Source organism: Variovorax sp. CCNWLW225 (assembly GCF_037204045.1).
Taxonomy (GTDB): Bacteria; Pseudomonadota; Gammaproteobacteria; order Burkholderiales; family Burkholderiaceae_C; genus Variovorax.
In genome coordinates this window covers 39,165-61,110 of the sequence record NZ_JBBCBV010000021.1, presented here as the reverse complement: position 1 = coordinate 61,110, position 21,946 = coordinate 39,165, and the positions used below count along the sequence as shown (strand labels likewise).

Sequence of the window (21,946 nt, the reverse complement as noted above, 5' to 3'; positions counted from 1 at the left end):
GAGGACCGCCAGATAAAGCCAAGGGCGCCCGCGGCGCCCTTTCGTGTTGCTGGTTATGCGGCAAACCCCTCGGCAGCCGCGCAGCTCCTGCTGATTTTATAATCAGGAGATATGTCAGTCTGGACCCTCGGGTTGAACCACACGACCGCGCCGCTCGATCTGCGCGGTCGTTTTGCGTTCGCGCTCGATCAGCTGGCCCCCACGCTGCAGAGTTTGCGCAGTTCGTTCGCCTCCGGCCGCCATCCGCAGGTCGAGGCCGCGATCATCTCTACCTGCAACCGCACCGAGATCTATTGCGCCGCCGAGCACGCCGCGCTCGACCACACGGTTGGCTGGCTGGCGGAAAACGGCGGCGTGGCACCGGCGCTGCTGCGCTCGCACTCCTACACGCTGCATGACGACGAGGCTGCGCGCCATGCCTTCCGGGTGGCCAGCGGGCTCGACTCCATGGTGCTTGGCGAAGCCCAGATCCTCGGGCAGATGAAAGACGCCGTGCGCGCGGCAGAAACCGCCGGTGCACTCGGCAGCACGCTCAACCAGCTGTTCCAGCGGTCTTTCGCGGTCGCGAAAGAAGTGCGTACCGCCACCGAGATCGGCGCGCATTCCATCAGCATGGCGGCTGCCGCGGTCCGGCTGGCCGGGCAGCTCTTCGAAGACCTGCACCAGACGCGCGTGCTGTTCGTGGGCGCGGGCGAAATGATCGACCTGGCCGCGACGCACTTCGCGGCCAAGGACCCGAAGTCCATTGCCATTGCCAACCGCACGCTCGAACGCGGCGAAAAGCTGGCTTCGCGCTTCGGCGGCGAGGCGATGCGGCTGGCCGACCTGCCGAGCCGGCTTGCGGAATTCGACATCGTGGTGAGCTGCACCGCGAGCACGCTGCCCATCATCGGCCTGGGCGCCGTGGAGCGCGCGCTCAAGGCCCGCAAGCACCGCCCGATGTTCATGGTCGACCTGGCGGTGCCGCGCGACATCGAGCCCGAGGTGAAGGCGCTCGAGGACATCTATCTCTACACCGTGGACGATCTCGCCCAGGTGGTGCAGCAGGGCCAGGCCAACCGGCAGGCGGCGGTGGCGCAGGCCGAGGTCATCATCGACGCCGGCGTGCAAAGCTTCATGCACTGGCTGCGCCAGCGCGGCACGGTGCCGCTCATTCAGCAGCTCAACGCCCAGACCGACGAGTGGCGCGCCGCCGAGATGGCCCGCGCGCGCAAGCTGCTGGCCAAGGGCGAATCGGTCGATGCGGTGCTCGAGGCCATGTCGCGCGGTCTCACGCAGAAGATGCTGCACGGCGCGCTGGCCGAACTGCATGCGGGCGACGCGGCTTCGCGCGAGCAGACGGCCCAGACGATTTCGCGGCTCTTCCTGCGCAAAGAGCGTTAGCGACGCTTGCCGCCGCCGGCCCGGCCTGGTTGCCGCGGCCATCCCGCGCCTTGCCGCCGCGAGCCGCGCTCCCTCCTTCTTTTTCGGTCCCTCTTTCGACGTGAAACCTTTTCTGCGCTACCAACTCGAGCGCTACGCGCAGCGCCTCGGCGAACTCGACTTTCTGCTGTCGCGCGAAGACATCATGAGCGACATGGCGCAGTACCGCACCATCTCGCGCGAGCATGCCGAAATCACGCAGATCGCGGGCCGCTTCGAACGCTACAAGCAGCGCGAAGCCGACATTGCCGGAGCGCGCGAAATGCTCGACGACCCCGACATGGCCGAGATGGCACGGGAAGAAATTGCGGGTGCCGAGGCCGAGCTGACCCAACTCGAGGAAGAACTGCAGCGCCTGCTGCTGCCCAAGGACCCGGACGATGCGCGCAACGCATTCCTCGAAATCCGTGCCGGCACGGGCGGTGACGAATCGGCGCTGTTCGCTGGCGACCTGCTGCGCATGTACACGCGCTATTGCGAGCGCGCCGGCTGGCGCTGCGAGGTGGTGAGCGAGAGCGAAAGCGAGCTCGGCGGCTACAAGGAAGTGGTGATCCGCATCGTCGGCGACGACGTGTTCGGGCACCTGCGCTTCGAGTCGGGCGGCCACCGCGTGCAGCGCGTGCCGGCCACCGAAACCCAGGGGCGCATCCACACCAGCGCCTGCACGGTGGCCGTGCTCGCCGAGCCCGACGAAACGGTGGCGGTGCAGATCAACCCGGCCGACCTGCGCATCGATACCTACCGCGCGAGCGGCGCCGGCGGCCAGCACATCAACAAGACCGATTCGGCGGTGCGCATCACGCACATTCCGACCGGCATCGTGGCCGAGTGCCAGGACGACCGCAGCCAGCACCGCAACAAGGCCAAGGCGCTGCAGGTGCTCTCCGCGCGCATCCAGGAGAAGGAGCGCAGCGAGCGCGCCGCCAAGGATGCGGCCATGCGCAAGGGCCTGATCGGCAGCGGCGACCGCTCGGACCGCATTCGCACCTACAACTTTCCGCAAGGCCGGCTCACCGACCACCGCATCAATCTCACGCTCTACAAGCTGCTGGCGATCATGGAGGGCGACCTCGGCGACGTGCTGGACGCCCTGCGCGCCGCGCGCGAGGCCGAGCAGCTGGCCGAGCTCGAATCGAGCCTGCCGGCGTGACGATGACGACTGCCACCACGCCGTCCACCGTGGCGCAGGCGCTGGCTGCGGCGGTGGCGCTTGGCATCGACAGGCTCGATGCCCAGTTGCTGCTGCTGCATGCGCTGGGCCGCGCGCCGCACGACCGCGCGTGGCTGCTGGCGCACGACACCGATGCGATGTCCGATGCGGCGTGGTCCATGCTCTCGGAACGGCTGTCGCGCCGGCGGAAGGGCGAGCCGGTGGCCTACCTGCTCGGCGAAAAGGAATTTCACGGCCTTTCACTGCAAGTGGACGCGCGGGTGCTGGTGCCGCGCCCCGACACCGAAACGCTGGTCGAGTGGGCCCTGGAATGCCTCGAAGGCCGTGATGCGCCGCGCGTGCTCGACCTGGGCACCGGCAGCGGGGCCGTCGCGCTGGCGCTGCAGCATGCGCGGCCGGACGCGCAGGTCGATGCGGTCGATGCCAGCGCCGACGCACTGGCCGTCGCCCAGGCCAATGCCGAGCGCCTCGGCCTTCCGGTGCGGTTCAGCCAGGCGAACTGGCTGGAGGGCGCGGCTCACGGCTACGCGGTCATCGCCAGCAATCCGCCTTACATCGCCATTGACGATCCGCATCTGCCCGCGCTGCGGCACGAGCCCCCGGCCGCGCTGGTGGCAGGGGCCGACGGGCTCGACGATATCCGCCAGATCGTGCAGAACGCGCCCTCACACCTCGCAGAAGGCGGCTGGCTGCTGCTGGAACACGGCCATGACCAGGCCGCGGCCGTGCGCCAGTTGCTGGAAACACGCGGTTTCGCGGAAGTCCAAAGCCGCGATGACCTTGCCGGCATCGCGCGCTGTTCCGGCGGAATCTGGCGCCCGGTGAAATAATCCCCTTAAGCCCACTTTTTCAGGAGTCCCCATGTCCGACGCTCAACAACGCATCGACGACCTCGTCAAGACCAACGACCTCGTGCTCTTCATGAAGGGCAACGCGAGCTTTCCGATGTGCGGCTTTTCGGGCCGTGCAATCCAGATCCTCAAGGCGGTCGGCGTCGACACCAAGACGCTCAAGACGGTCAACGTGCTCGAAGACGACGGCATCCGCCAGGGCATCAAGGAATACAGCAACTGGCCGACGATTCCCCAGCTCTACGTGAAGGGCGAATTCGTGGGCGGCTCGGACATCATGATGGAGATGTACGAATCGGGCGAGCTGCAGCAAGTGCTGGGCGGCAGCAACCCCGCCTGATTCTTTTCAGGCCCGCCATGAGCCACGACCACGACGGCCACTCGCACGATGGCGCTCCGGCGCCGGCGTGGAAGCACGACGGCGTGCGCGTGGTCGCGGCCAACCAGCTCGACGTCAACACGGCCCAGACGCCCGGCATGAACCGGGCGGCAGCCATCAACTTTGCCCGCGTCGGTGCGCAGAAGCTGTGGGCCGGCACCGTCACCATCCATGCCGACGCCAAGACCGGCGCGCATCACCACGGGCCTCTCGAATCGGTGATCTATGTCGTGCGCGGCCGCGCGCGCATGCGCTGGGGCGAAAAGCTCGAGTTCACGGCCGAAGCCGGACCGGGCGACTTCATCTACGTGCCGCCCTACGTGCCGCACCAGGAAATCAACGCCAGCGCGACCGAGCCGCTCGAGTGCGTGCTTTGCCGCAGCGACGGCGAGGCCGTGGCCGTCAACCTCGACATCGAGCCGGTGGAAAAACCGGAATCGGTGCTCTGGGTCGATCCGACGCACCCGCACGGCGGGATGTAGGCTCTCCCCCGGCTGCGCGCACTGCGTGTCGCTTCTCCCTTCCCCTTTCCGGGGGCAACACCGGCGGCCCGGCAAAGCCGGTTCCGCGGTGTTCGCTGGAACGTGCCCGGGCCATGGCACCATGGCACTCTTCGAAGTGCCACCATGACCCTGACCCAAAGCCTGCTCATCATCGTCTTTCTGATCGCGATGAGCGCATTCTTCTCACTTGCCGAGATCACTCTTGCCGCCTCGCGGCGCCTGCGCCTGCGCCAGATGGCCGACGACGGCGACCCGCGGGCCGAGCGCGTGCTGCGCGTGCAGGAGCAACCGGGCCACTACTTCACGGTGGTGCAGATCGGCCTCAACGCGGTGGCCATTCTCGGCGGCGTGGTGGGTGAGGGCTCGCTCAGTCCGTACTTCGCGCGCTTCTTCGAGAACTGGATGAGTGTGGAAGCCTCGGCGAACGTGGCTTTCCTGTGCTCGTTCGTGATCGTCATCGCGGTGTTCCTGGTTTTCGCCGACCTGTTTCCCAAGCGGCTCGGCATGAGCAACCCGGAGCACATCGCCGTGCGCATGGTTGGGCCGATGCTGCTGCTGATCACGGCGTTCAAGCCGCTGGTGTGGCTGTTCACCCGTTCGACCGACATGCTCTTCAAGGTGCTGGGCATGCCGCTCGTGCGCGACGACAAGATCACCTCGGCCGACATCCTGGCCATGACCGAGGCCGGCGCGCGCGCGGGCGTGCTCGCGGTGCGCGAGCAACAGGTGATCGCCAATGTGTTCGAACTGGACACGCGCCTGGTGAGCAGCGTGATGACGGTGCGCGACAACATCGCCTGGTTTCTGCACGACGACCCGGAGTCGGTGCTGCGCGCGCGCATCGTGGCCGAGCCTTTCTCGGCCTACCCGGTATGCGACGGCGACATCGACCACGTGCTCGGGTATGTCGATGCGAAGGACATGTTCCAGCGCGTGCTGAGCGGGCAGCCGCTGGCCTTCGACAAGGGGCTGCCGCTGCACAAGGCGCTGGTCATCCCCGACCGGCTGTCACTCACCGAAGTGCTCGAGCAGTTCCAGCAGGCGCATGAAGACTTCGCGATCATCGTCAATGAATACAGCCTGGTGGTGGGCGTGATCACGCTCAACGACGTGATGAGCACGGTGATGGGCGACCTGGTGTCGCTGCCGGACGAAGAGCAGATCGTGAAGCGCGACGAGAATTCGTGGCTGATCGACGGCGTGACGCCGATCCAGGACGTGCAGCGTGCCTTGCACATCGACGAGCTGCCGCATTCGGACGAATACGAAACCCTGGCGGGCTTCCTGATGGTGATGCTGCGCCGCGTGCCCAAGCGCACCGACAGCGTGAGCTGGGGCGGCTACACCTTCGAGGTGATGGACGTCGACAGCTACCGCATTGACCAGGTGATGGTCACAAAGACTTAGCTCGCCCCCAGTCTGCGCGCAGGATCAGGCGGCCGCGCGGTCTCTCTCCACGAAGGTCCAGAGGCGCTGGTTGGCAAACACGGCGTTGGGGTACGGCGACTTGCCGCGACTGCCGTTGTAGCGGCCGAGAGTCATGTACAGGTCGCCCTTCTCGCGATCGAGGTAGTGGCGCAGGATGACGCAGCCGAAGCGCAGGTTGGTCTGCATGTGGAACAGCTTGGCGGGGTCGCTGTCGCCAATCACGCGGGTCCAGAACGGCATGACCTGCATGTAGCCCCGCGCACCGGCGCTGGACACCGCGAACTTGCGGAAGTTGCTCTCGACCTGGATGAGCCCCAGCACCAGGCTCACGTCGAGGCCGGAGCGCTTGGCTTCATACCAGACGGTCTGCAGGAACTCCTTGCGCGTGGGCCAGTCGGCAATCTTCTTCTTGAGGCGCTCGCTCATTTCGCCGAGCCAGCGCAGATAGTTCAAGCGGGCTTCGGTGCTCGAAAACTCGGGAACCGGCGGCGCCTTGTTGTGAATGGCCGAACTCAGCGCGGTGCGTACCGAGTCGATCAGCGGCTCTTCGATCTGCGCGCCGGCATGGGCGGCTTGCGGCAGCGACAGCGCCGCCAGGGCGCCCGCCGCCGCGGCGGCGCCCAGGCACTGGCGTCGCGAGAGTCCGCCCTCCACGCTCATTTCGCGAGCTTGCCGGTGATGAACTCGGCGATGCCGGCGGCCGGCACCTTGGTGGCCGCGGTGTCGCGTCGATGCTGGTATTCCAGCTGGCCTTCCTTGAGGCCGCGGTCGGAAATGACCACGCGGTGCGGCACGCCGATCAGCTCCCAGTCGGCGAACATCGCGCCCGGGCGTTCGCCCCGGTCGTCAAGCAGCACGTCGACACCGGCTGCGAGCAGTTGCTCGTAGAGCGCCTCGGCGGCCACCTTGACCTCGGGGCTGCGGTCCATGCCGATGGGGCAGACCACCACGGTGAACGGCGCCAGCGCGTCGGGCCAGATGATGCCGCGCTCGTCGTGGTTCTGTTCGATGGCGGCGGCGGGCAGGCGCGTGATGCCGATGCCGTAGCAGCCCATCTCGAGAAACTGCGGCTTGCCGGCTTCGTCAAGATAGGTGGCGCTCATGTCCTTGCTGTACTTGGTGCCGAGCACGAACACGTGGCCGACCTCGATGCCGCGCTCGATGGCGAGCACGCCCTTGCCGTCGGGTGAAGCGTCGCCCGCCACCACGTTGCGCAGGTCGGCCACGAGCTCGGGCTCGGGCAGGTCGCGGCCCCAGTTGACGCCGGTCATGTGAAAGTCGATCTCATTGGCGCCGGTGATCCAGTCGGCCATGACGGCAACTTCGCGGTCTGCCACGAGCTTGACGGCCTTTTTGAGGTTCAGCGGGCCCAGGTAGCCGGGCTTGCAGCCGAAGTGGTCTTCGATCTCGGCCAGGGTCGCGAAGCGGAAGCCCTTGTCCAGGCCCGGCACCTTGCTGACCTTGATCTCGTTCATGTCGTGGTCGCCGCGCAAGAGCAGCAGCCACACCTGCGAGCCCTTCAGGTTGCCGGTCTCATCGACGATGTCGGTTGCCAGCACCAGCGACTTGACCGTGGTCGAGAGCGGCACGCCGAGCAGCTCGGCCACATCGGCGCAGGTGCTCTTGCCGGGGGTGGACGTTTTCTCGAGCGCCTTGGCCGCGGCCGGGCGCGGGCCGGCCGGGGGCAGCGCCTCGGCCTTTTCCATGTTGGCGGCGTAATTGCTCTCGGGGCAATAGACGATGGCGTCTTCGCCGGTGGCGGCAATCACCTGGAACTCTTCGCTCAGGTCGCCGCCAATGGCGCCGCTGTCGGCCGCCACGGCACGGTAGCGCAGGCCGAAGCGGTCGAAGATGCGGCGGTACGCATCGGCCATGACCTGGTAGCTAGCCTTGGCGGCGTCCAGGTCGCGGTCGAAGCTGTAGGCGTCCTTCATGATGAACTCGCGGCCACGCATGAGGCCGAAGCGCGGACGGCGCTCATCACGGAACTTGGTCTGGATCTGATAGAAATTCTTCGGCAGCTGCTTGTAGCTGCGGATTTCCTGGCGCGCGATGTCGGTCACCACTTCTTCGCTGGTCGGCTGAATCACGAAGTCGCGGTCATGCCGGTCCTTGATGCGCAGCAGCTCGGGGCCCATCTTGTCGAAGCGGCCGGTCTCCTGCCAGAACTCGGCCGGCTGCACCACGGGCATCGTGAGCTCGACGGCGCCGGCGCGGTTCATTTCCTCGCGCACGATGGCCTCGACCTTGCGGATCACACGCAGGCCTATGGGCATGTACGTATAGATGCCGGTGCCGAGCTTCTTGATCATGCCGGCGCGCATCATGAGCCGATGGCTCGCGACTTCGGCGTCGGCCGGCGCTTCCTTGAGGGTGGAGACAAAAAATCGGGAAGCTTTCATCGGGATCGCGCTGGTGGATTCAAAGTCGTAGGGAAAACAGGCGCCGGGAGAGACCTCCGGGAACCCGTGAGCCTCGAACTGGCCGCTTGCCGAGCGCAACCCGGCATGCATAATCGACTCAGTTCAAAAATTGGGGTTTGATTATGCTCGACCGGGACGGCTTCAGGCCCAACGTCGGCATCATCCTGCTCAACCAGAGAAACCAGGTTTTCTGGGGCAAACGCATACGCACGCATTCCTGGCAGTTTCCGCAAGGCGGCATAGACCGCGGGGAAAGTCCCGAACAAGCCATGTTCCGGGAACTGCACGAGGAAGTCGGGCTCCATCCGGAGCACGTGCGCATCGTGGCCCGTACCCGTGACTGGTTGCGCTACGAGGTGCCGGATCGGTTCATTCGCCGTGACGCACGGGGCCACTACAAGGGCCAGAAGCAAATCTGGTATTTGCTGCAATTGATCGGTCACGACTGGGACTTGAACCTGCGTGCGACCGACCACCCCGAGTTCGACGCCTGGCGATGGCACGATTACTGGGTGCCGCTCGATGTGGTCGTCGAATTCAAACGCGGCGTCTACGAGATGGCACTGACCGAGCTCGCTCGCTACCTGCCGCGGCAGGATTTCCGCAACCGTTTTCTGCGCAGCAATGTTCGCGCCCGAGAGTTCGAGCGCCACACGCCAGACGGCGGCGCGCCCGCGGGCCTGGACCTGCCGCCCGGCGGCAGTTTCGATCCGCATCCCGACATTCCTTCAGTGAGCGATGAACCTTCTTCTCCCGACAACAAAGCGCCTTTCCTTCCGTCGCAACGCTGAACGCGCCCTGCTTCTCCTGTGCGTGGCCGTGCTTGCCGGATGCGCATCGGGCAAGCACGACACCGACAACCCCGACTGGGCGCAGTCCGGCATGCCGCCGCCGCCCAAGCGGACCGAGGCGGACACCGAGTGGGCGGAAACCACGGCGCCACCGCCGCCCGCATTCAGCGAGAGCCGTCTGCTACCGATCGAGATGCCTCCCTACATGACGCTGAAGTTCGGCGTCGATCCGAACACCATCGCCATCACGCCGGACGGCATCGTGCGCTACGTGGTGGTGGCGCAGAACCGCAACGGCGGGGGCGCCAACGCGTTCTACGAAGGCGTGCGCTGCTCGACCGCGGAGATGAAGAGCTATGCCCGCTACAACAACGGGACCTGGCAGGAAACCAAGACGCCCGAATGGAAGCGCATCGACGACCTGAACTCGCGCTACGCGAAGGCACTGTCGACCCAGGCGCTGTGCCGCGGCAATGCGCCGCGCAATTCGGTCGGGGACATGGTGCGAAACCTGCGCAATCCGGTTCGCGAAGTTCAGTGAAACAGTAACGGGGCCTTGGGCCCCGTTTTTTTCATCAGCTCGGCATCAACACCATGTTGTCGCGGTGCACCATCTCTGGCTCCGCAACATAGCCCAGCAAGCGTTCGAACTCCGATGAGGGCTTGCGGCACAGCAGGCGGGCTTCGACGCTCGAGTAGTTGGCAAGGCCGCGGGCCAGCTCGACGCCGTCGGTGTCGCGCACGGCAATCACATCGCCGCGCGAAAACTCACCCGAGACGCTCGTCATGCCGATGGGCAGCAGGCTCTTGCCTTCTGCGCGCACCTTGGCCGCGGCGCCGGCATCGACGGTCACGGAGCCGCGCAGCTGCAGGTGGTCGGCCATCCAGCGCTTGCGCGCCTGGTGCTTGGCCGTCTGGGCAACCAGGAGCGTGCCAATCGGCTCACCGCGTGCCAGGCGCAGCAGGGCGTCGGGCTCCCGGCCCCAGGCAATCACGGTGGAAGCGCCGGAGCCGGCGGCGCGCTTGGCCGCCAGGATCTTCGTGATCATGCCGCCGCGGCCGAGGCTGGAGCCCGCTCCGCCCGCCATGGCTTCGAGCGCGGGATCGCCCGCCGCCGCCTCGTGCACGAACTTGGCGTCCGGGTCCTTGCGCGGATCGGCGGTAAAGAGGCCCTTCTGGTCGGTGAGGATGACCAACGCATCTGCCTCGACCAGGTTGGCGACGAGTGCGCCGAGCGTGTCGTTGTCGCCGAACTTGATCTCGTCGTTGACGACGGTGTCGTTCTCGTTGATGACCGGCACCACGCCGAGCCTCAGCAGCGTGACGAGCGTGGAGCGTGCATTGAGATAGCGCTCGCGGTCGGCGAGGTCGGCATGGGTCAGCAGCACCTGCGCGCTGCCCATTTCGTTCTCGCGCAGCTTGGTCTCGTACATCTGGGCCAGGCCCATCTGCCCGACGGCCGCAGCCGCCTGGAGCTCGTGCACCTCGTGCGGCCGGGTGCGCCAGCCAAGACGCTTCATGCCTTCGGCAATGGCGCCGCTCGACACCATCACGACCTCCCGCCCATCGCGCACCAGCGCCGCAAGCTGGCGGCACCATTCGCCGATGGCGCCCTCGTCCAGACCCCGTCCTTCGTTGGTGACGAGGCTCGAGCCCACCTTGACGACGATTCGGCGGGCGTCCCGCAATGCAGTGGATCCGGAATTCGAGGTCATTTGAGGCTGTGGCGGTCGGTCTTGAAAGCTGCTTGTTCTGCTATGTGTGGAAAGCTTGTTGCATCGGCCCCGAAGCGGGCATCGGATGCCCGACGAGGCCGCGCGGCTCTCAGTTTGGATCGGGCGGCAATTCGGTGAAGCGCGGATCGACCTCGGCCGGAACCTGTTCAGCCACCTGCTGCGCCTTGATGTGCTGATACACCGCCTGCACCAGATGCTCGCAGCCCTCGCGCGTGAGCGCGGAGATTTCGAACACGGGCCCCTTGAAGCGCATGCGCTTCACGAAGTCCTTGATGCGCGCGGCGCGCTCGTCGCCGGGCACCATGTCGAGCTTGTTGAGCACGAGCCAGCGCGGCTTCTCGTAGAGCGCGGTGTCGTACTTCTTCAGCTCGCCGACGATGGCCTTGGCCTGCGCCACGGGGTCGACGGACTCGTCGAACGGCGCGAGATCGATGACGTGCAGCAGCAATCGGGTGCGCTGGAGGTGGCGCAGGAACAGGTGGCCCAGGCCGGCCCCTTCCGAAGCGCCTTCGATCAGGCCGGGAAGGTCCGCCACCACGAAACTCTGCTCCGGGCCCACGCGAACCACGCCGAGATTCGGATGCAGCGTGGTGAAGGGATAGTCCGCAATGCGCGGTCGCGCGTTCGAGATGGCGCTGATCAGCGTCGACTTGCCCGCATTGGGCATGCCGAGCAGGCCGACGTCGGCGAGCACCTTGAGTTCGAGCTTGAGGCTTTTCTTTTCGCCGGGCCAGCCAGGCGTTTTCTGGCGGGGAGCGCGGTTGATGGCGCTCTTGAAGCGCATGTTCCCGAAGCCGCCGTCGCCACCCTTGGCAATGGTGATGACTTCGCCTTCTTTCAGCAGCTCATACAGCACTTCGCCGGTTTCGGCATCGCTGATGATGGTGCCGACGGGCATCTTCAGGACGATGTCGTCGCCGGCCGCGCCGAACATGTCGGAGCCCATGCCGTGCTCGCCGCGCTTGGCCTCGTGGCGGCGCGAGTAGCGGAAGTCGACCAGGGTGTTGAGGTTGGAATCGGCCACCGCGTAGACGTGGCCGCCGCGACCACCGTCGCCGCCGTTGGGGCCGCCGAATTCCTTGTATTTTTCATGACGGAACGACACGCAGCCGTTGCCGCCATCGCCTGCGGCGATGTCGATGAAGGCTTCGTCGACGAACTTCATGGGGTATCCAGTGTACAAATGAAGAAGCCCCGGCAAAGCGGGGCTTCGAGCTGATCGAAGTGACCTGGGCTTATGCCGCGGGGGTCACGTTGACCATGTGCTTGTTCAGTGCGCCCTTGACGCCGAACGACACGTGGCCGTCGACCAGTGCGAACAGCGTGTGGTCCTTGCCCACGCCGACGTTCACGCCGGGGTGGAACTGGGTGCCGCGCTGGCGCACGATGATCGAGCCTGCGCTGATCAGTTCGCCGCCGAAGGCCTTCACACCGAGCATCTTGGGCTTGGAATCGCGCCCGTTTCGCGTTGAGCCGCCGCCTTTTTTCTGTGCCATGGAATCTGCTCCTATGCCGGGTTAAGCGGCGATCGCGCCGATTTGCAGTTCGGTGAACTGCTGGCGATGGCCTTGACGTTTCTGATAGTGCTTACGACGGCGCATCTTGAAGATGCGAACCTTGTCGTGCTTGCCGTGCGACAGTACCGTGACTGTCACCGTTGCGCCGGACACCAGGGGCGTACCGACCTTGATTTCGCTGCCGTTGCCGACTGCGAGAACCTGATCGATCACGATTTCCTGGCCTACATCCGCAGCAATCTGTTCTACTTTAATTTTTTCGCCGGAAGCAACGCGATACTGCTTGCCGCCGGTTTTTATGACCGCGTACATGTGAACCTCTTGGGAATATGAGCTCTACGGCGAATTCCGCAGAGCCCTAGATTCTAGCACGGTTTGCACGCGCTAACATGGTTTCGGCCCAGGCCGGCCCCGGACGGCCTCCAGCTCGTCCCTATAATCTGCGCCTTCCGGCCTTGTGCCGCCGCTACCTTCCGTACTCAGACGCGCCGCGCGCAAACGCCTTGCCAGTTCACGCCGCCGATACCTCCCCCACCGCCACCGTGCTGGATTTGATCGCCGGCGACATGGTCGAAGTCGACCGTGTGATTGCGCGGCGCCTCGATACGGGCGTGCCCCTGGTCAGCCAGGTTTCCAAATACATCATCTCCGCAGGGGGAAAGCGGCTGCGCCCGGCACTGCTGCTGCTCATGTCGGGAGCCCTTGGGTACACCGGCGAGCAGCGCTTCAACCTGGCGGCGGTGGTGGAGTTCATCCACACCGCCACGCTGCTGCACGACGACGTGGTCGATGAATCGACCCTGCGGCGCGGGCGCCCCACGGCCAACGAATCGTTCGGGAACCCGGCCAGCGTGCTGGTCGGCGACTTCCTGTACTCGCGCGCCTTCCAGATGATGTTGGATGCGAACAACATGCGCATCATGCAAATTCTGGCCGAAGCGACCAACGTGATCGCCGAAGGCGAAGTGTTGCAGTTGATGAACATGCATGACGCCTCGCTGGACGAAGCCGCCTATCTGCGCGTGATCCGCTCCAAGACCGCCAAGCTTTTCGAAGCCAGCACGCGGCTTGCCGCCGTTCTGGCCAGCGCCACGCCCGAAGTCGAGGAGGCCTGCGCCACCTACGGCCAAGCCCTGGGCACGGCGTTCCAGGTCATCGACGACGTGCTCGACTATGCCGGGGATGCGCATGAAACAGGCAAGAACGTGGGAGACGACCTTCGTGAAGGCAAGACCACGCTGCCACTGATCTTCGCCATGCGGCGCGGCAACGCCGAGCAGGCCGCACTGGTGCGCGCGGCAATCCAGGCAGGCGACACGGCCCAACTGGGCAAGATCGTGGAAATCGTCCACAGCACCGGGGCGCTGGAAGCATCGCGTGCCGCGGCCGCCGACGAAGCGAAACGTGCGATTCACGCACTGCGCGACTTTCCGTCCAATTTGCACGCCGACGGTTTGCTACAATTGGCGGCTCAGTTGCTTGAGCGACGTGCCTGAACACCTCACAAGAGTTGGCAAGGACGACTTTCTCTTTTTTGCAACCAATCGGGGTGTAGCTTAGCCTGGTAGAGCGCTACGTTCGGGACGTAGAGGCCGGAGGTTCGAATCCTCTCACCCCGACCAGTCTTTTAGGCTGGCACCAATAATGCCCGTGCCTGTTGCTGTGTAGCGATTTACAGGACGCGGGTGTTCAGCGATGATCGTGAAGCATTTTTTCACATCTTTTGCAATTCGCTGAATGGCTGCCGCCGAACTTCCTGTTAAAGAAAACACGCAAATCGCCCTTCCGGGCCTTGCGCGCGCATTGGTTTCGGCCGGCAAACTCCCTGCAAAGACAGCGGAAGACATCTATCAGAAGTCGCTGAGCAGCCGAACCAGCTTCATTGCCGAACTGACCGGCAGCGGCGCCGTCTCGGCCGCCGACCTGGCCCACACGCTTTCTTCCGCCTTCGGCGCCCCGTTGCTCGACCTGGACGCGATCGACCACCAGCGGCTGCCCAAGGACCTGCTCGACCCGAAGCTGTGCCTTGCATACCGCATCGTGGTGCTCAGCAAGCGCAACAACCGTCTCATCGTTGCAACAGCGGATCCCTCCGACCAGCAGGCGGTGGAAAAGATCAAGTTCGCGTCGCAAATGGGCGTGGACTGGGTCATTGCCGAATACGACAAGCTGTCGCGAATGATCGAGGCCGCCGCTGTCAGCGCGTCGGAAACCCTCAACAATATCGTCGGCGGCGGGGATTTCGAGTTCGACGATGTTACGGCCGATACCTCGGGCGATACGAACGAGCAGGCGGCCATCGCCGAAGTCGAGGATGCCCCGGTCGTCCGGTTCCTGCACAAGATGCTGCTCGACGGCGTCAGCATGCGCGCATCGGACATTCACTTCGAACCCTACGAGCACAACTACCGGGTGCGCTTTCGCATCGACGGCGAACTGCGAGAAATCGCCAGCCCGCCGACGCTCATCAAGGACAAGCTCGCCTCGCGGATCAAGGTCATCTCGCGGCTCGACATCTCCGAAAAGCGCATCCCCCAAGACGGGCGCATGAAGCTCAAGATCGGTCCGGACCGCGTGATCGATTTCCGCGTGAGCACCCTGCCCACGTTGTTCGGCGAGAAGATCGTGATCCGTATCCTGGATCCGAGCAGCGCGCGCCTGGGCATCGATGCGCTCGGTTACGACGCGGATGAAAAGGAGCGGCTGCTGAATGCAATCGGCCGTCCCTACGGCATGGTGCTGGTGACGGGCCCTACGGGTTCCGGAAAGACGGTGTCACTCTACACCTGCCTGAACCTGCTGAACCAGCCGGGCGTCAACATCGCCACGGCAGAAGACCCGTCTGAAATCAACCTGCCCGGGGTGAACCAGGTCAACGTCAACGAACGTGCCGGGCTCACGTTCGCCGCCGCGCTGCGCGCCTTTCTCCGGCAGGATCCCGACATCATCATGGTCGGTGAAATCCGGGACCTCGAAACGGCCGACATCTCGATCAAGGCCGCGCAAACGGGCCACTTGGTGCTTTCGACGCTGCACACGAATGACGCGCCGACCACGCTCACGCGCATGCGGAACATGGGCATCGCCCCGTTCAACATTGCTTCGAGCGTCATCCTGATCACTGCGCAGCGGCTGGCCCGTCGCCTGTGCCATCTCTGCCGTGCGCCGGCCGACGTGCCGCGCCAGGCCTTGCTCGACGCCGGCTTCAAGGAAGAAGAGCTCGATGGCTCCTGGAAGCCCTATCGCCCGGTTGGCTGCTCCGCGTGCAACGGCGGCTACAAGGGCCGGGTCGGCATCTACCAGGTGATGCCGATCTCCGAAGCCATCCAGGCCATCATCCTGCGCGACGGCAGCGCGCTGGACATTGCGCGCCAGTCCGAAGCGGAGGGCGTCCGCTCGCTGCGGCAGTCGGGGCTCAGAAAAGTCATGCAAGGGCTCACCTCACTCGAAGAAGTGGTGGCGGTCACCAACGAATAACGAACACACCGTAAGAAATCGGAGATCGAATGGCAACAGTGGCATCCAAGCGCACTTCAAACACACTCAAGGAATCTGTCTACGAGTGGGAAGGCAAGGACCGCAACGGCAAGCTGGTGCGCGGCGAACTCCGTGCCGCCGGCGAGAACCAGGTGCAGGCCGCATTGCGCCGCCAGGGCGTTCTTGCATCCAAGATCAAGAAGCGCCGCATGCGCTCGGGCAAGACGATCAAGCCCAAGGACATCGCGATCTTCACGCGCCAGCTCGCAACAATGATGAAGGCAGGCGTTCCGTTACTGCAGTCGTTCGACATCGTGGGCCGGGGCAACGCGAATCCCAGCGTTGCCAAGCTGCTGAACGACATCCGCAGCGACGTGGAGACCGGAACCTCGCTGTCGGCCGCCTTCCGCAAGTTTCCGAAGTATTTCGACAACCTCTATTGCAACCTGGTGGAGGCTGGCGAAGCCGCCGGTATCCTGGAAGACCTGCTGGACCGTCTTGCCACGTACATGGAGAAGACCGAGGCGATCAAGTCCAAGATCAAGTCGGCACTGATGTATCCCACTTCGGTGGTGGTGGTGGCGTTTGTTGTGGTGGCCATCATCATGATCTTCGTGATTCCGGCGTTCAAGCAGGTGTTCACGTCTTTCGGCGCCGACCTGCCCGCGCCGACGCTTTTCGTGATGGCCATGAGCGAGTTCTTCGTCTCGTACTGGTGGCTGATCTTCGGAGGAATTGGCGGCGGCATTTACTTCTTCCTGCAGGCCTGGAAGCGCAATGAAAAAGTGCAACGGGTGATGGACCGCGCATTGCTGCGCGTTCCGATCTTCGGAACTCTCATTGAAAAATCCTGCGTGGCCCGCTGGACCCGGACCCTGGCCACCATGTTTGCCGCCGGCGTTCCGCTCGTCGAAGCGCTCGATTCAGTGGGTGGCGCCTCGGGCAACACCGTTTACGGTGACGCCACGGCCAAGATCCAGCAAGAGGTCTCGACCGGCACCAGCCTCACCACGGCCATGACCAACGTCAACCTGTTCCCCTCGATGGTGATCCAGATGACGGCCATCGGCGAAGAATCCGGCTCCATCGACCACATGCTGGGCAAGGCCGCCGACTTCTACGAGTCCGAAGTGGACGACATGGTGGCCGGCCTCTCGAGCCTGATGGAGCCCATCATCATCGTGTTCCTCGGCACGATCATCGGCGGCATCGTGGTGTCGATGTACCTGCCTATCTTCAAGCTGGGCCAAGTGGTTTGATGCTGGTTTCGCGGGAGTTCGACGCCGCTTTCGCGGGCGTGCTGGGCCTGTTGGTCGGCAGCTTCCTCAACGTGGTGATCTACCGTACCCCGGTGATGATGTACCGCAGTTGGCTGGCGGACGCCGTGGCCAATCTCATGTCGTCCAAGGATGCGCCTTCGCTCTGGACGCTGGTGTTCGGGCCTAAATCAGCGCCTCCCGCAGGGCTCGAAGCAGCGGCCGACAAGGCCGCCTTGGCCATCGAGAACCTGCCGCCTTTCAACCTGGCCCAGCCGGCTTCGCGCTGCGGCGCTTGCGGGCACAAGATCCGGTGGTACCAGAACATTCCGGTGCTGAGCTACCTGGTGCTGCGGGGGCGTTGCGGCGCCTGCAAGACGTTCATCAGCCCGCGCTATCCCCTGGTCGAGCTGATCACGGGTGCGCTCTTTGCCCTTTGCGCCTATCGCTTCGGCTTGACGCCCACTGGCGCACTCTGGGCGGCGTTCGCGGCGCTGCTGGTGTGCCAGTTCCTGATCGATTTCGATACGCAGTTCCTGCCGGACACCCTCAACTACCCGCTGCTCTGGCTGGGACTCATCGGCGCGGCCATGGGCTGGACGGGCGTTGCGTTGAGTTCAGCGGTCTGGGGCGCCGTGTTCGGCTACCTGAGCCTCTGGCTTGTGTACCATGGCTATCGCCTGGCCACGGGCAAGGAAGGCATGGGATATGGCGACTTCAAACTGCTGGCTGCTTTGGGCGCATGGCTCGGGGCCGACTACCTCATCGCCATCGTCCTGGTTTCTTCGCTGGTGGGCGCGGTGATCGGCCTCACGCTGCGGCTTGTCGGCAAGCTGGCGCACAAGGACATTCCGATGGCGTTCGGCCCCTTTCTCGCCGGTGCGGGCCTGGTCTGCCTCGTCGCGGGCCCTGACGTCGTGCGGCAGTGGATTCCTTTCGCCTTCCCGCTCGACCCATTCATCCGTTGAAAAAGCGCGTGATGCGGCGCATCGGGTTGACGGGCGGAATCGGGAGCGGCAAGAGCACTGTCGCGGCGTTGCTGGTCGCCGAGGGCGCTGTGCTCGTCGACACCGACGCCATCGCGCGCCGCATTGCTGAACCAGGGGGGATTGCGATGCCGGCCATCGAAGCCGCCTTCGGCCACTCCGTGATTGCGCCGGATGGCGGCCTCGATCGCGCCGGCATGCGGCAGCTCGTGTTCGCCGACAGCGGCGCCAGGAAGCGCCTCGAGTCGATCCTCCACCCGCTGATCGGCGCCGAAACGGAACGCCTGGCCGCAGCCGCAGGGCAGGCTCCTGTAGTCTTCGACGTGCCGCTCCTGGTCGAATCCGGCCGTTGGCGCGCCAATGTCGACAGGGTGCTCGTGGTCGATGCGACCGAGGAAACGCAGCTGCGCCGCGTCATCGCGCGCTCGGGCTGGGCGCCGGACGCGGTACGCGCCGTGATCGCCCAACAGGCTCCGCGCAAGCTGCGCAGAGAGGCCGCGGATGCGGTCATTTTCAACGAGTCGCTCTCCCTGGAGGAACTCGGCCGAACGGTACGGAGTCTCTGGAAGCTGTGGGCTTCGCCCGGCACGCGATAATTCGAGACTTGCCGCAGCAGCGGCTGCACAACGATCAAGACAGAGAAGGCGCCACCGGGGTGCCATTCCCCGCGATGCTTTTCAACTCGTATCCCTTTATTTTTGTCTTCTTTCCGCTGGTCCTGATCGGTTTCTTCCTGATCGGCAAGCGCAATGCCCGGGCCGCCGCCGGATTTCTCGCCCTGGCATCGCTGTTCTTCTACGGCTGGTGGAGCGTCAAGGCCCTTCCGCTGCTGCTGGCGTCGATCTGCATCAACTATTGGTTCGGCCTGCGCCTGACGCCCGCCCCAGGGCGCGACGAGCGCAAGCGAAAGTCCCTGCTGATCATCGCGCTGGTGGTCAACCTCGGCGTGCTGGCAATCTTCAAGTACGCCAATTTCTTCGTTTCGAACGTGAACGACGGACTGGCCGCGGCGGGCCTCTCGCAGATCCCGCTGCTGCACATCGTGCTGCCGATCGGCATCTCGTTCTATACCTTTACCCAGATCGCCTTCCTGGTCGACTGCTGGCAGGGCAAGGTGCATGAGCGCAGCTTCATTCACTATGTGCTGTTCGTCACCTACTTTCCGCACCTGATCGCCGGCCCGGTGCTGCATCACGCGCAGATGATGCCGCAGTTCGGCAACCCGGCTACCTACCGGGTGAACGCGCGCAACATCGCGCTCGGCTTGGGCATCTTCACTTTCGGCCTGGCCAAGAAGATGCTGATCGCCGACCCGCTCGGGCAGTACGCGGACATGATGTTCAAGGGCGTTCACGAGGGTGTGTTGCCCTCGCTGTACACCGCATGGCTCGGTGTGCTTGCGTATACGCTGCAGATCTATTTCGACTTCTCGGGCTATTCGGACATGGCGGTCGGCCTGTCGCTGTGCATGGGCGTGCAACTGCCGCTCAACTTCCGCTCACCGTACAAGTCGACCAACATCATCGAGTTCTGGCGCCGCTGGCACATCTCGCTCTCGAATTTTCTGCGCGACTATCTCTACGTGCCGCTCGGCGGCAACCGGAAGGGCCCGGCCCGGCGCTACCTGAACCTGTTCCTCACCATGCTGCTGGGCGGCCTGTGGCATGGCGCCGCATGGACCTTCGTGATCTGGGGCGCGCTGCACGGCCTCTTCCTCATGGTCAACCATCTCTGGAACGCCACGGTCCGCCGCGGCAAGACAAGCTCGTCGCGCCTCGGCCGCGTGCTCGGGTGGTTCATCACCTTCCTGTGCGTGATGATTGCGTGGGTGGTGTTCCGCGCCGACAGCATGACGGCGGCCATCGAGATCTACAAGGGCATGCTGGGCATGCACGGTGTGATTCCCAGCGCTTTCGGCGAGTTCAAGGTGCCGTTCCGCAAGCCCGAGTTCTTCCAGACCATGCTGGCCGGCCTCGTCATCTGCCTGGCGCTGCCCCCGACCATCACGCTCGACCGCTGGATTCCATCCGTCGCCGCGCTGGCCGGGCGCCCCGCGCTCAACCGCATTGCAACAGCGCTGACGGCGTTGGGATGCGTTTTCCTCTTCGGCCTGTGCGTGTCGAAATTCGGCAACTACAGTCCCTTCCTCTATTTCCAGTTCTGACATGGAAGACACGAAACCGGCCCGCATGTGGCTCGCCATCTTCGCAGCAGGCTTTCTCGTCTGCTGCGTGCTGCTGGTCATCAGCCTGCTGTCCCCGATTCCCTATGGCGACCTGACTCGCATCGGGCGAATTTCCGAGCGCGAATTCGGGTGGCGCCATCCGCCCCCGCCCATTCCGGACGCCAACATCAAGGCTTTTCCGATCCAGGAAGCCGATGTGCTCGTGATCGGCGACAGCTTTTCTGTCCGCTATGCCTGGCAGTCGGGGCTGGTCGGCGCCGGCTACCGCGTTGCGACCACGCATTGGGACAAGACCGGGCCGATGTGCAGCGACTTCTCGGACTGGGTGCGCAAGTCCGGCTTCAAGGGCAGGGTTGTCATCATCGAAAGCATCGAGCGCCTGCTCCAGGGACGCATCGAGGAGTCCAAGGAATGCGCAAGCATGAAGCGCCCGTTCGTGCCTTCGCCTCCTCCGTTCGAAAACCCGTCCAAGCCTGCTCTTACCGGCTTTCGTCTGAATTGGGACGCGGAACTGCTGAGAGGCTGGCTGACCTATCGCAATACCCGCGCCATTGAACGTTCCGAAAGCTGGACCAACACACCCGACCGCTGGGGCCCGCTCATCGATGCCCGCACGGTACCCGACGGCTGCAAGCAATTCAGCCACGTCGCCTGCAACAAATTGCTCATGACCGCGGAAGACCGGTTGATGGACCCGCTCACCGCGGACTCCGCCACCTTCATGGCAAAGTTCACCGAAAAAATGGCGCCATCCCTGCGCGTCATCTGGATGGTCGTGCCCAACAAGAGCACGGTGTACCTCGACCAGAACCATGCCGCCGCGTTCCGCAGCACGTTCAACGACCTGAAGATCGGGCCGGATCTTTTTACACTGTCCGAGCAGAACCGCTTCAAAATCACGGACTTGTATCCTGCCAACGAAACGCACGTCTCCACCGCCGGGTATCTGCTCTTCGGTCAGCGTATGCTGGAGGCTGTGCGTGAAGTACAGCCCACCCCGGCGGCCGCGAAATCGCCTTGAACTCGTCCCTCACATGAACCCGAACGCGTGATCCTCTACGAGTACCCATTCAACGAGCGCATCCGGACCTATTTGAGGCTGGAGCACCTGTTCCGCCGCCTCGGCGAGTTGGTGCCCGCCGAATCCGCGCTCTCCCATCATTTCGCCCTGGTCACGATTTTCGAGATCATGGACGTTGCCGCGCGCGCCGACCTCAAGGCCGACGTGATGCGCGATCTCGAAAAGCACAAGAACGTCTTCAACAGCTACCGTGGCAACCCGGCGATCGCCGAGGCGGCGCTGGACCAGGTCGTCACCCAACTCGAGCGCAATTTTGCGGCGCTCAACAGCGTCTCCGGCAAGGCCGGCCAGGCGCTGACCGAAAACGAGTGGCTTATGAGCATTCGCAGCCGTGCCGGCATTCCAGGCGGCACTTGCGAGTTCGACCTGCCCGCGTACTACGCCTGGCAGCACCGCAGCGCGGCAAGCCGGCGCACGGACCTGGAGCGCTGGTCGGGCACGCTCGCGCCGCTCGCCGAATCGATCTACCTGCTCCTCAAGCTGCTGCGCGAGGCCGACGTGCCCTACAAGGTGATCGCCACCCACGGGCAGTTCCAGCAGAACCTGCCTCAGGGGCGCAGCTTCCAGCTGCTGCGCCTGCGGATCGACCCGGCACTCGGGCTGGTGCCCGAAATCAGCGGCAACCGGCTCATGGTTTCGGTGCGAATGATGCGCCACGAGGCCGACGACCGCCTGCACCAGAGCACGGAAGACGCCGCCTTCGAACTCACGCTCTGCGCCTGAGCGCAGCAGCGCGCCAA

General features: G+C 64.6%; 22 protein-coding genes and 1 tRNA gene. 17 read left to right on the top strand and 6 right to left on the bottom strand.

Annotation, left to right across the window (positions count from 1 at the left end; translation table 11 throughout):
• Positions 1-111 precede the first annotated feature (111 nt).
• From hemA to V9L20_RS23910, 6 genes are all read left to right on the top strand, one after another.
• The gene (gene hemA, locus V9L20_RS23935) at positions 112-1,383 is read left to right on the top strand and encodes a glutamyl-tRNA reductase (RefSeq protein ID WP_157615526.1); all 1,272 of its coding nucleotides are present in this window, start codon (positions 112-114) and stop codon (positions 1,381-1,383) included.
• A 100-nt stretch (positions 1,384-1,483) separates the two neighbouring features.
• Positions 1,484-2,572: a peptide chain release factor 1 gene (gene prfA / locus V9L20_RS23930; RefSeq protein ID WP_337298494.1), complete on the top strand. Its 1,089-nt coding sequence runs from the start codon at positions 1,484-1,486 to the stop codon at positions 2,570-2,572.
• Positions 2,573-2,574: 2 nt separating this feature from the next.
• Positions 2,575-3,423: a peptide chain release factor N(5)-glutamine methyltransferase gene (prmC, locus tag V9L20_RS23925; protein ID WP_337298506.1), complete on the top strand. Its 849-nt coding sequence runs from the start codon at positions 2,575-2,577 to the stop codon at positions 3,421-3,423.
• A gap of 31 nt (positions 3,424-3,454) precedes the next feature.
• Positions 3,455-3,784 carry a Grx4 family monothiol glutaredoxin gene (gene grxD / locus V9L20_RS23920; RefSeq protein ID WP_124960760.1) on the top strand — a complete coding sequence of 110 codons (330 nt, stop codon included), beginning with the start codon at positions 3,455-3,457 and terminating at the stop codon, positions 3,782-3,784.
• 17 nt (positions 3,785-3,801) lie between these two features.
• Entirely contained in the window at positions 3,802-4,305 is a 504-nt protein-coding gene (locus V9L20_RS23915; RefSeq protein WP_258502143.1) for a cupin domain-containing protein, read from the top strand.
• 144 nt (positions 4,306-4,449) lie between these two features.
• The gene (locus tag V9L20_RS23910; RefSeq protein ID WP_337298493.1) at positions 4,450-5,733 is read left to right on the top strand and encodes a hemolysin family protein; all 1,284 of its coding nucleotides are present in this window, start codon (positions 4,450-4,452) and stop codon (positions 5,731-5,733) included.
• A 24-nt stretch (positions 5,734-5,757) separates the two neighbouring features.
• Here the strand turns inward: V9L20_RS23910 and V9L20_RS23905 are convergent, their stop codons facing one another.
• Both V9L20_RS23905 and V9L20_RS23900 read right to left on the bottom strand, forming a co-directional pair.
• Positions 5,758-6,414: a lytic transglycosylase domain-containing protein gene (locus tag V9L20_RS23905; RefSeq protein WP_337298492.1), complete on the bottom strand. Its 657-nt coding sequence runs from the start codon at positions 6,412-6,414 to the stop codon at positions 5,758-5,760.
• Positions 6,411-8,156, bottom strand: coding sequence for a proline--tRNA ligase (locus V9L20_RS23900; RefSeq protein WP_337298491.1), 1,746 nt, complete (start codon positions 8,154-8,156; stop codon positions 6,411-6,413). The genes V9L20_RS23905 and V9L20_RS23900 overlap by 4 nt, the downstream gene beginning before the upstream one ends.
• A 143-nt stretch (positions 8,157-8,299) precedes the next feature.
• Here V9L20_RS23900 and V9L20_RS23895 point away from each other — a divergent pair, with 143 nt between their 5' ends.
• On the top strand, positions 8,300-8,968 hold the full coding sequence (locus tag V9L20_RS23895; protein WP_126747149.1) for an RNA pyrophosphohydrolase: 669 nt from the start codon (positions 8,300-8,302) through the stop codon (positions 8,966-8,968).
• The gene (locus tag V9L20_RS23890; protein WP_258502148.1) at positions 8,916-9,509 is read left to right on the top strand and encodes a CNP1-like family protein; all 594 of its coding nucleotides are present in this window, start codon (positions 8,916-8,918) and stop codon (positions 9,507-9,509) included. The genes V9L20_RS23895 and V9L20_RS23890 overlap by 53 nt, the downstream gene beginning before the upstream one ends.
• A 34-nt stretch (positions 9,510-9,543) precedes the next feature.
• Here the strand turns inward: V9L20_RS23890 and proB are convergent, their stop codons facing one another.
• From proB to rplU, 4 genes are all read right to left on the bottom strand, one after another.
• Positions 9,544-10,683, bottom strand: coding sequence for a glutamate 5-kinase (gene proB, locus V9L20_RS23885; RefSeq protein ID WP_337298490.1), 1,140 nt, complete (start codon positions 10,681-10,683; stop codon positions 9,544-9,546).
• Positions 10,684-10,792: 109 nt separating this feature from the next.
• A complete protein-coding gene (cgtA, locus tag V9L20_RS23880; RefSeq protein WP_258502151.1) occupies positions 10,793-11,869 on the bottom strand; it encodes an Obg family GTPase CgtA in 1,077 nt (358 codons plus the stop codon).
• Between the two features lie 70 nt (positions 11,870-11,939).
• On the bottom strand, positions 11,940-12,200 hold the full coding sequence (gene rpmA / locus V9L20_RS23875) for a 50S ribosomal protein L27 (protein WP_028259150.1): 261 nt from the start codon (positions 12,198-12,200) through the stop codon (positions 11,940-11,942).
• Between the two features lie 21 nt (positions 12,201-12,221).
• Entirely contained in the window at positions 12,222-12,533 is a 312-nt protein-coding gene (gene rplU / locus V9L20_RS23870; RefSeq protein WP_337298489.1) for a 50S ribosomal protein L21, read from the bottom strand.
• 191 nt (positions 12,534-12,724) lie between these two features.
• Here rplU and V9L20_RS23865 point away from each other — a divergent pair, with 191 nt between their 5' ends.
• The 9 genes from V9L20_RS23865 (at position 12,725) to zapD (ending at position 21,929) form a co-directional block, all read left to right on the top strand.
• Complete coding sequence (locus V9L20_RS23865) at positions 12,725-13,717, top strand: polyprenyl synthetase family protein (protein ID WP_258502152.1); 993 nt, start codon at positions 12,725-12,727, stop codon at positions 13,715-13,717.
• A gap of 49 nt (positions 13,718-13,766) precedes the next feature.
• Positions 13,767-13,843, top strand: a tRNA-Pro gene (locus tag V9L20_RS23860).
• A gap of 115 nt (positions 13,844-13,958) precedes the next feature.
• The gene (gene pilB, locus V9L20_RS23855; protein ID WP_258502153.1) at positions 13,959-15,698 is read left to right on the top strand and encodes a type IV-A pilus assembly ATPase PilB; all 1,740 of its coding nucleotides are present in this window, start codon (positions 13,959-13,961) and stop codon (positions 15,696-15,698) included.
• A gap of 29 nt (positions 15,699-15,727) precedes the next feature.
• Positions 15,728-16,957: a type II secretion system F family protein gene (locus V9L20_RS23850; RefSeq protein ID WP_157615544.1), complete on the top strand. Its 1,230-nt coding sequence runs from the start codon at positions 15,728-15,730 to the stop codon at positions 16,955-16,957.
• Positions 16,957-17,922, top strand: coding sequence for a prepilin peptidase (locus tag V9L20_RS23845; protein ID WP_337298488.1), 966 nt, complete (start codon positions 16,957-16,959; stop codon positions 17,920-17,922). The genes V9L20_RS23850 and V9L20_RS23845 overlap by 1 nt, the downstream gene beginning before the upstream one ends.
• A gap of 11 nt (positions 17,923-17,933) precedes the next feature.
• A complete protein-coding gene (gene coaE / locus V9L20_RS23840; protein ID WP_337298505.1) occupies positions 17,934-18,536 on the top strand; it encodes a dephospho-CoA kinase in 603 nt (200 codons plus the stop codon).
• Positions 18,537-18,610: 74 nt separating this feature from the next.
• Entirely contained in the window at positions 18,611-20,104 is a 1,494-nt protein-coding gene (locus V9L20_RS23835; protein WP_337298487.1) for an MBOAT family O-acyltransferase, read from the top strand.
• 1 nt (position 20,105) lies between these two features.
• A complete protein-coding gene (locus tag V9L20_RS23830) occupies positions 20,106-21,146 on the top strand; it encodes a hypothetical protein (protein ID WP_337298486.1) in 1,041 nt (346 codons plus the stop codon).
• A gap of 27 nt (positions 21,147-21,173) precedes the next feature.
• A complete protein-coding gene (gene zapD / locus V9L20_RS23825) occupies positions 21,174-21,929 on the top strand; it encodes a cell division protein ZapD (protein ID WP_337298485.1) in 756 nt (251 codons plus the stop codon).
• Positions 21,930-21,946: the final 17 nt, after the last annotated feature.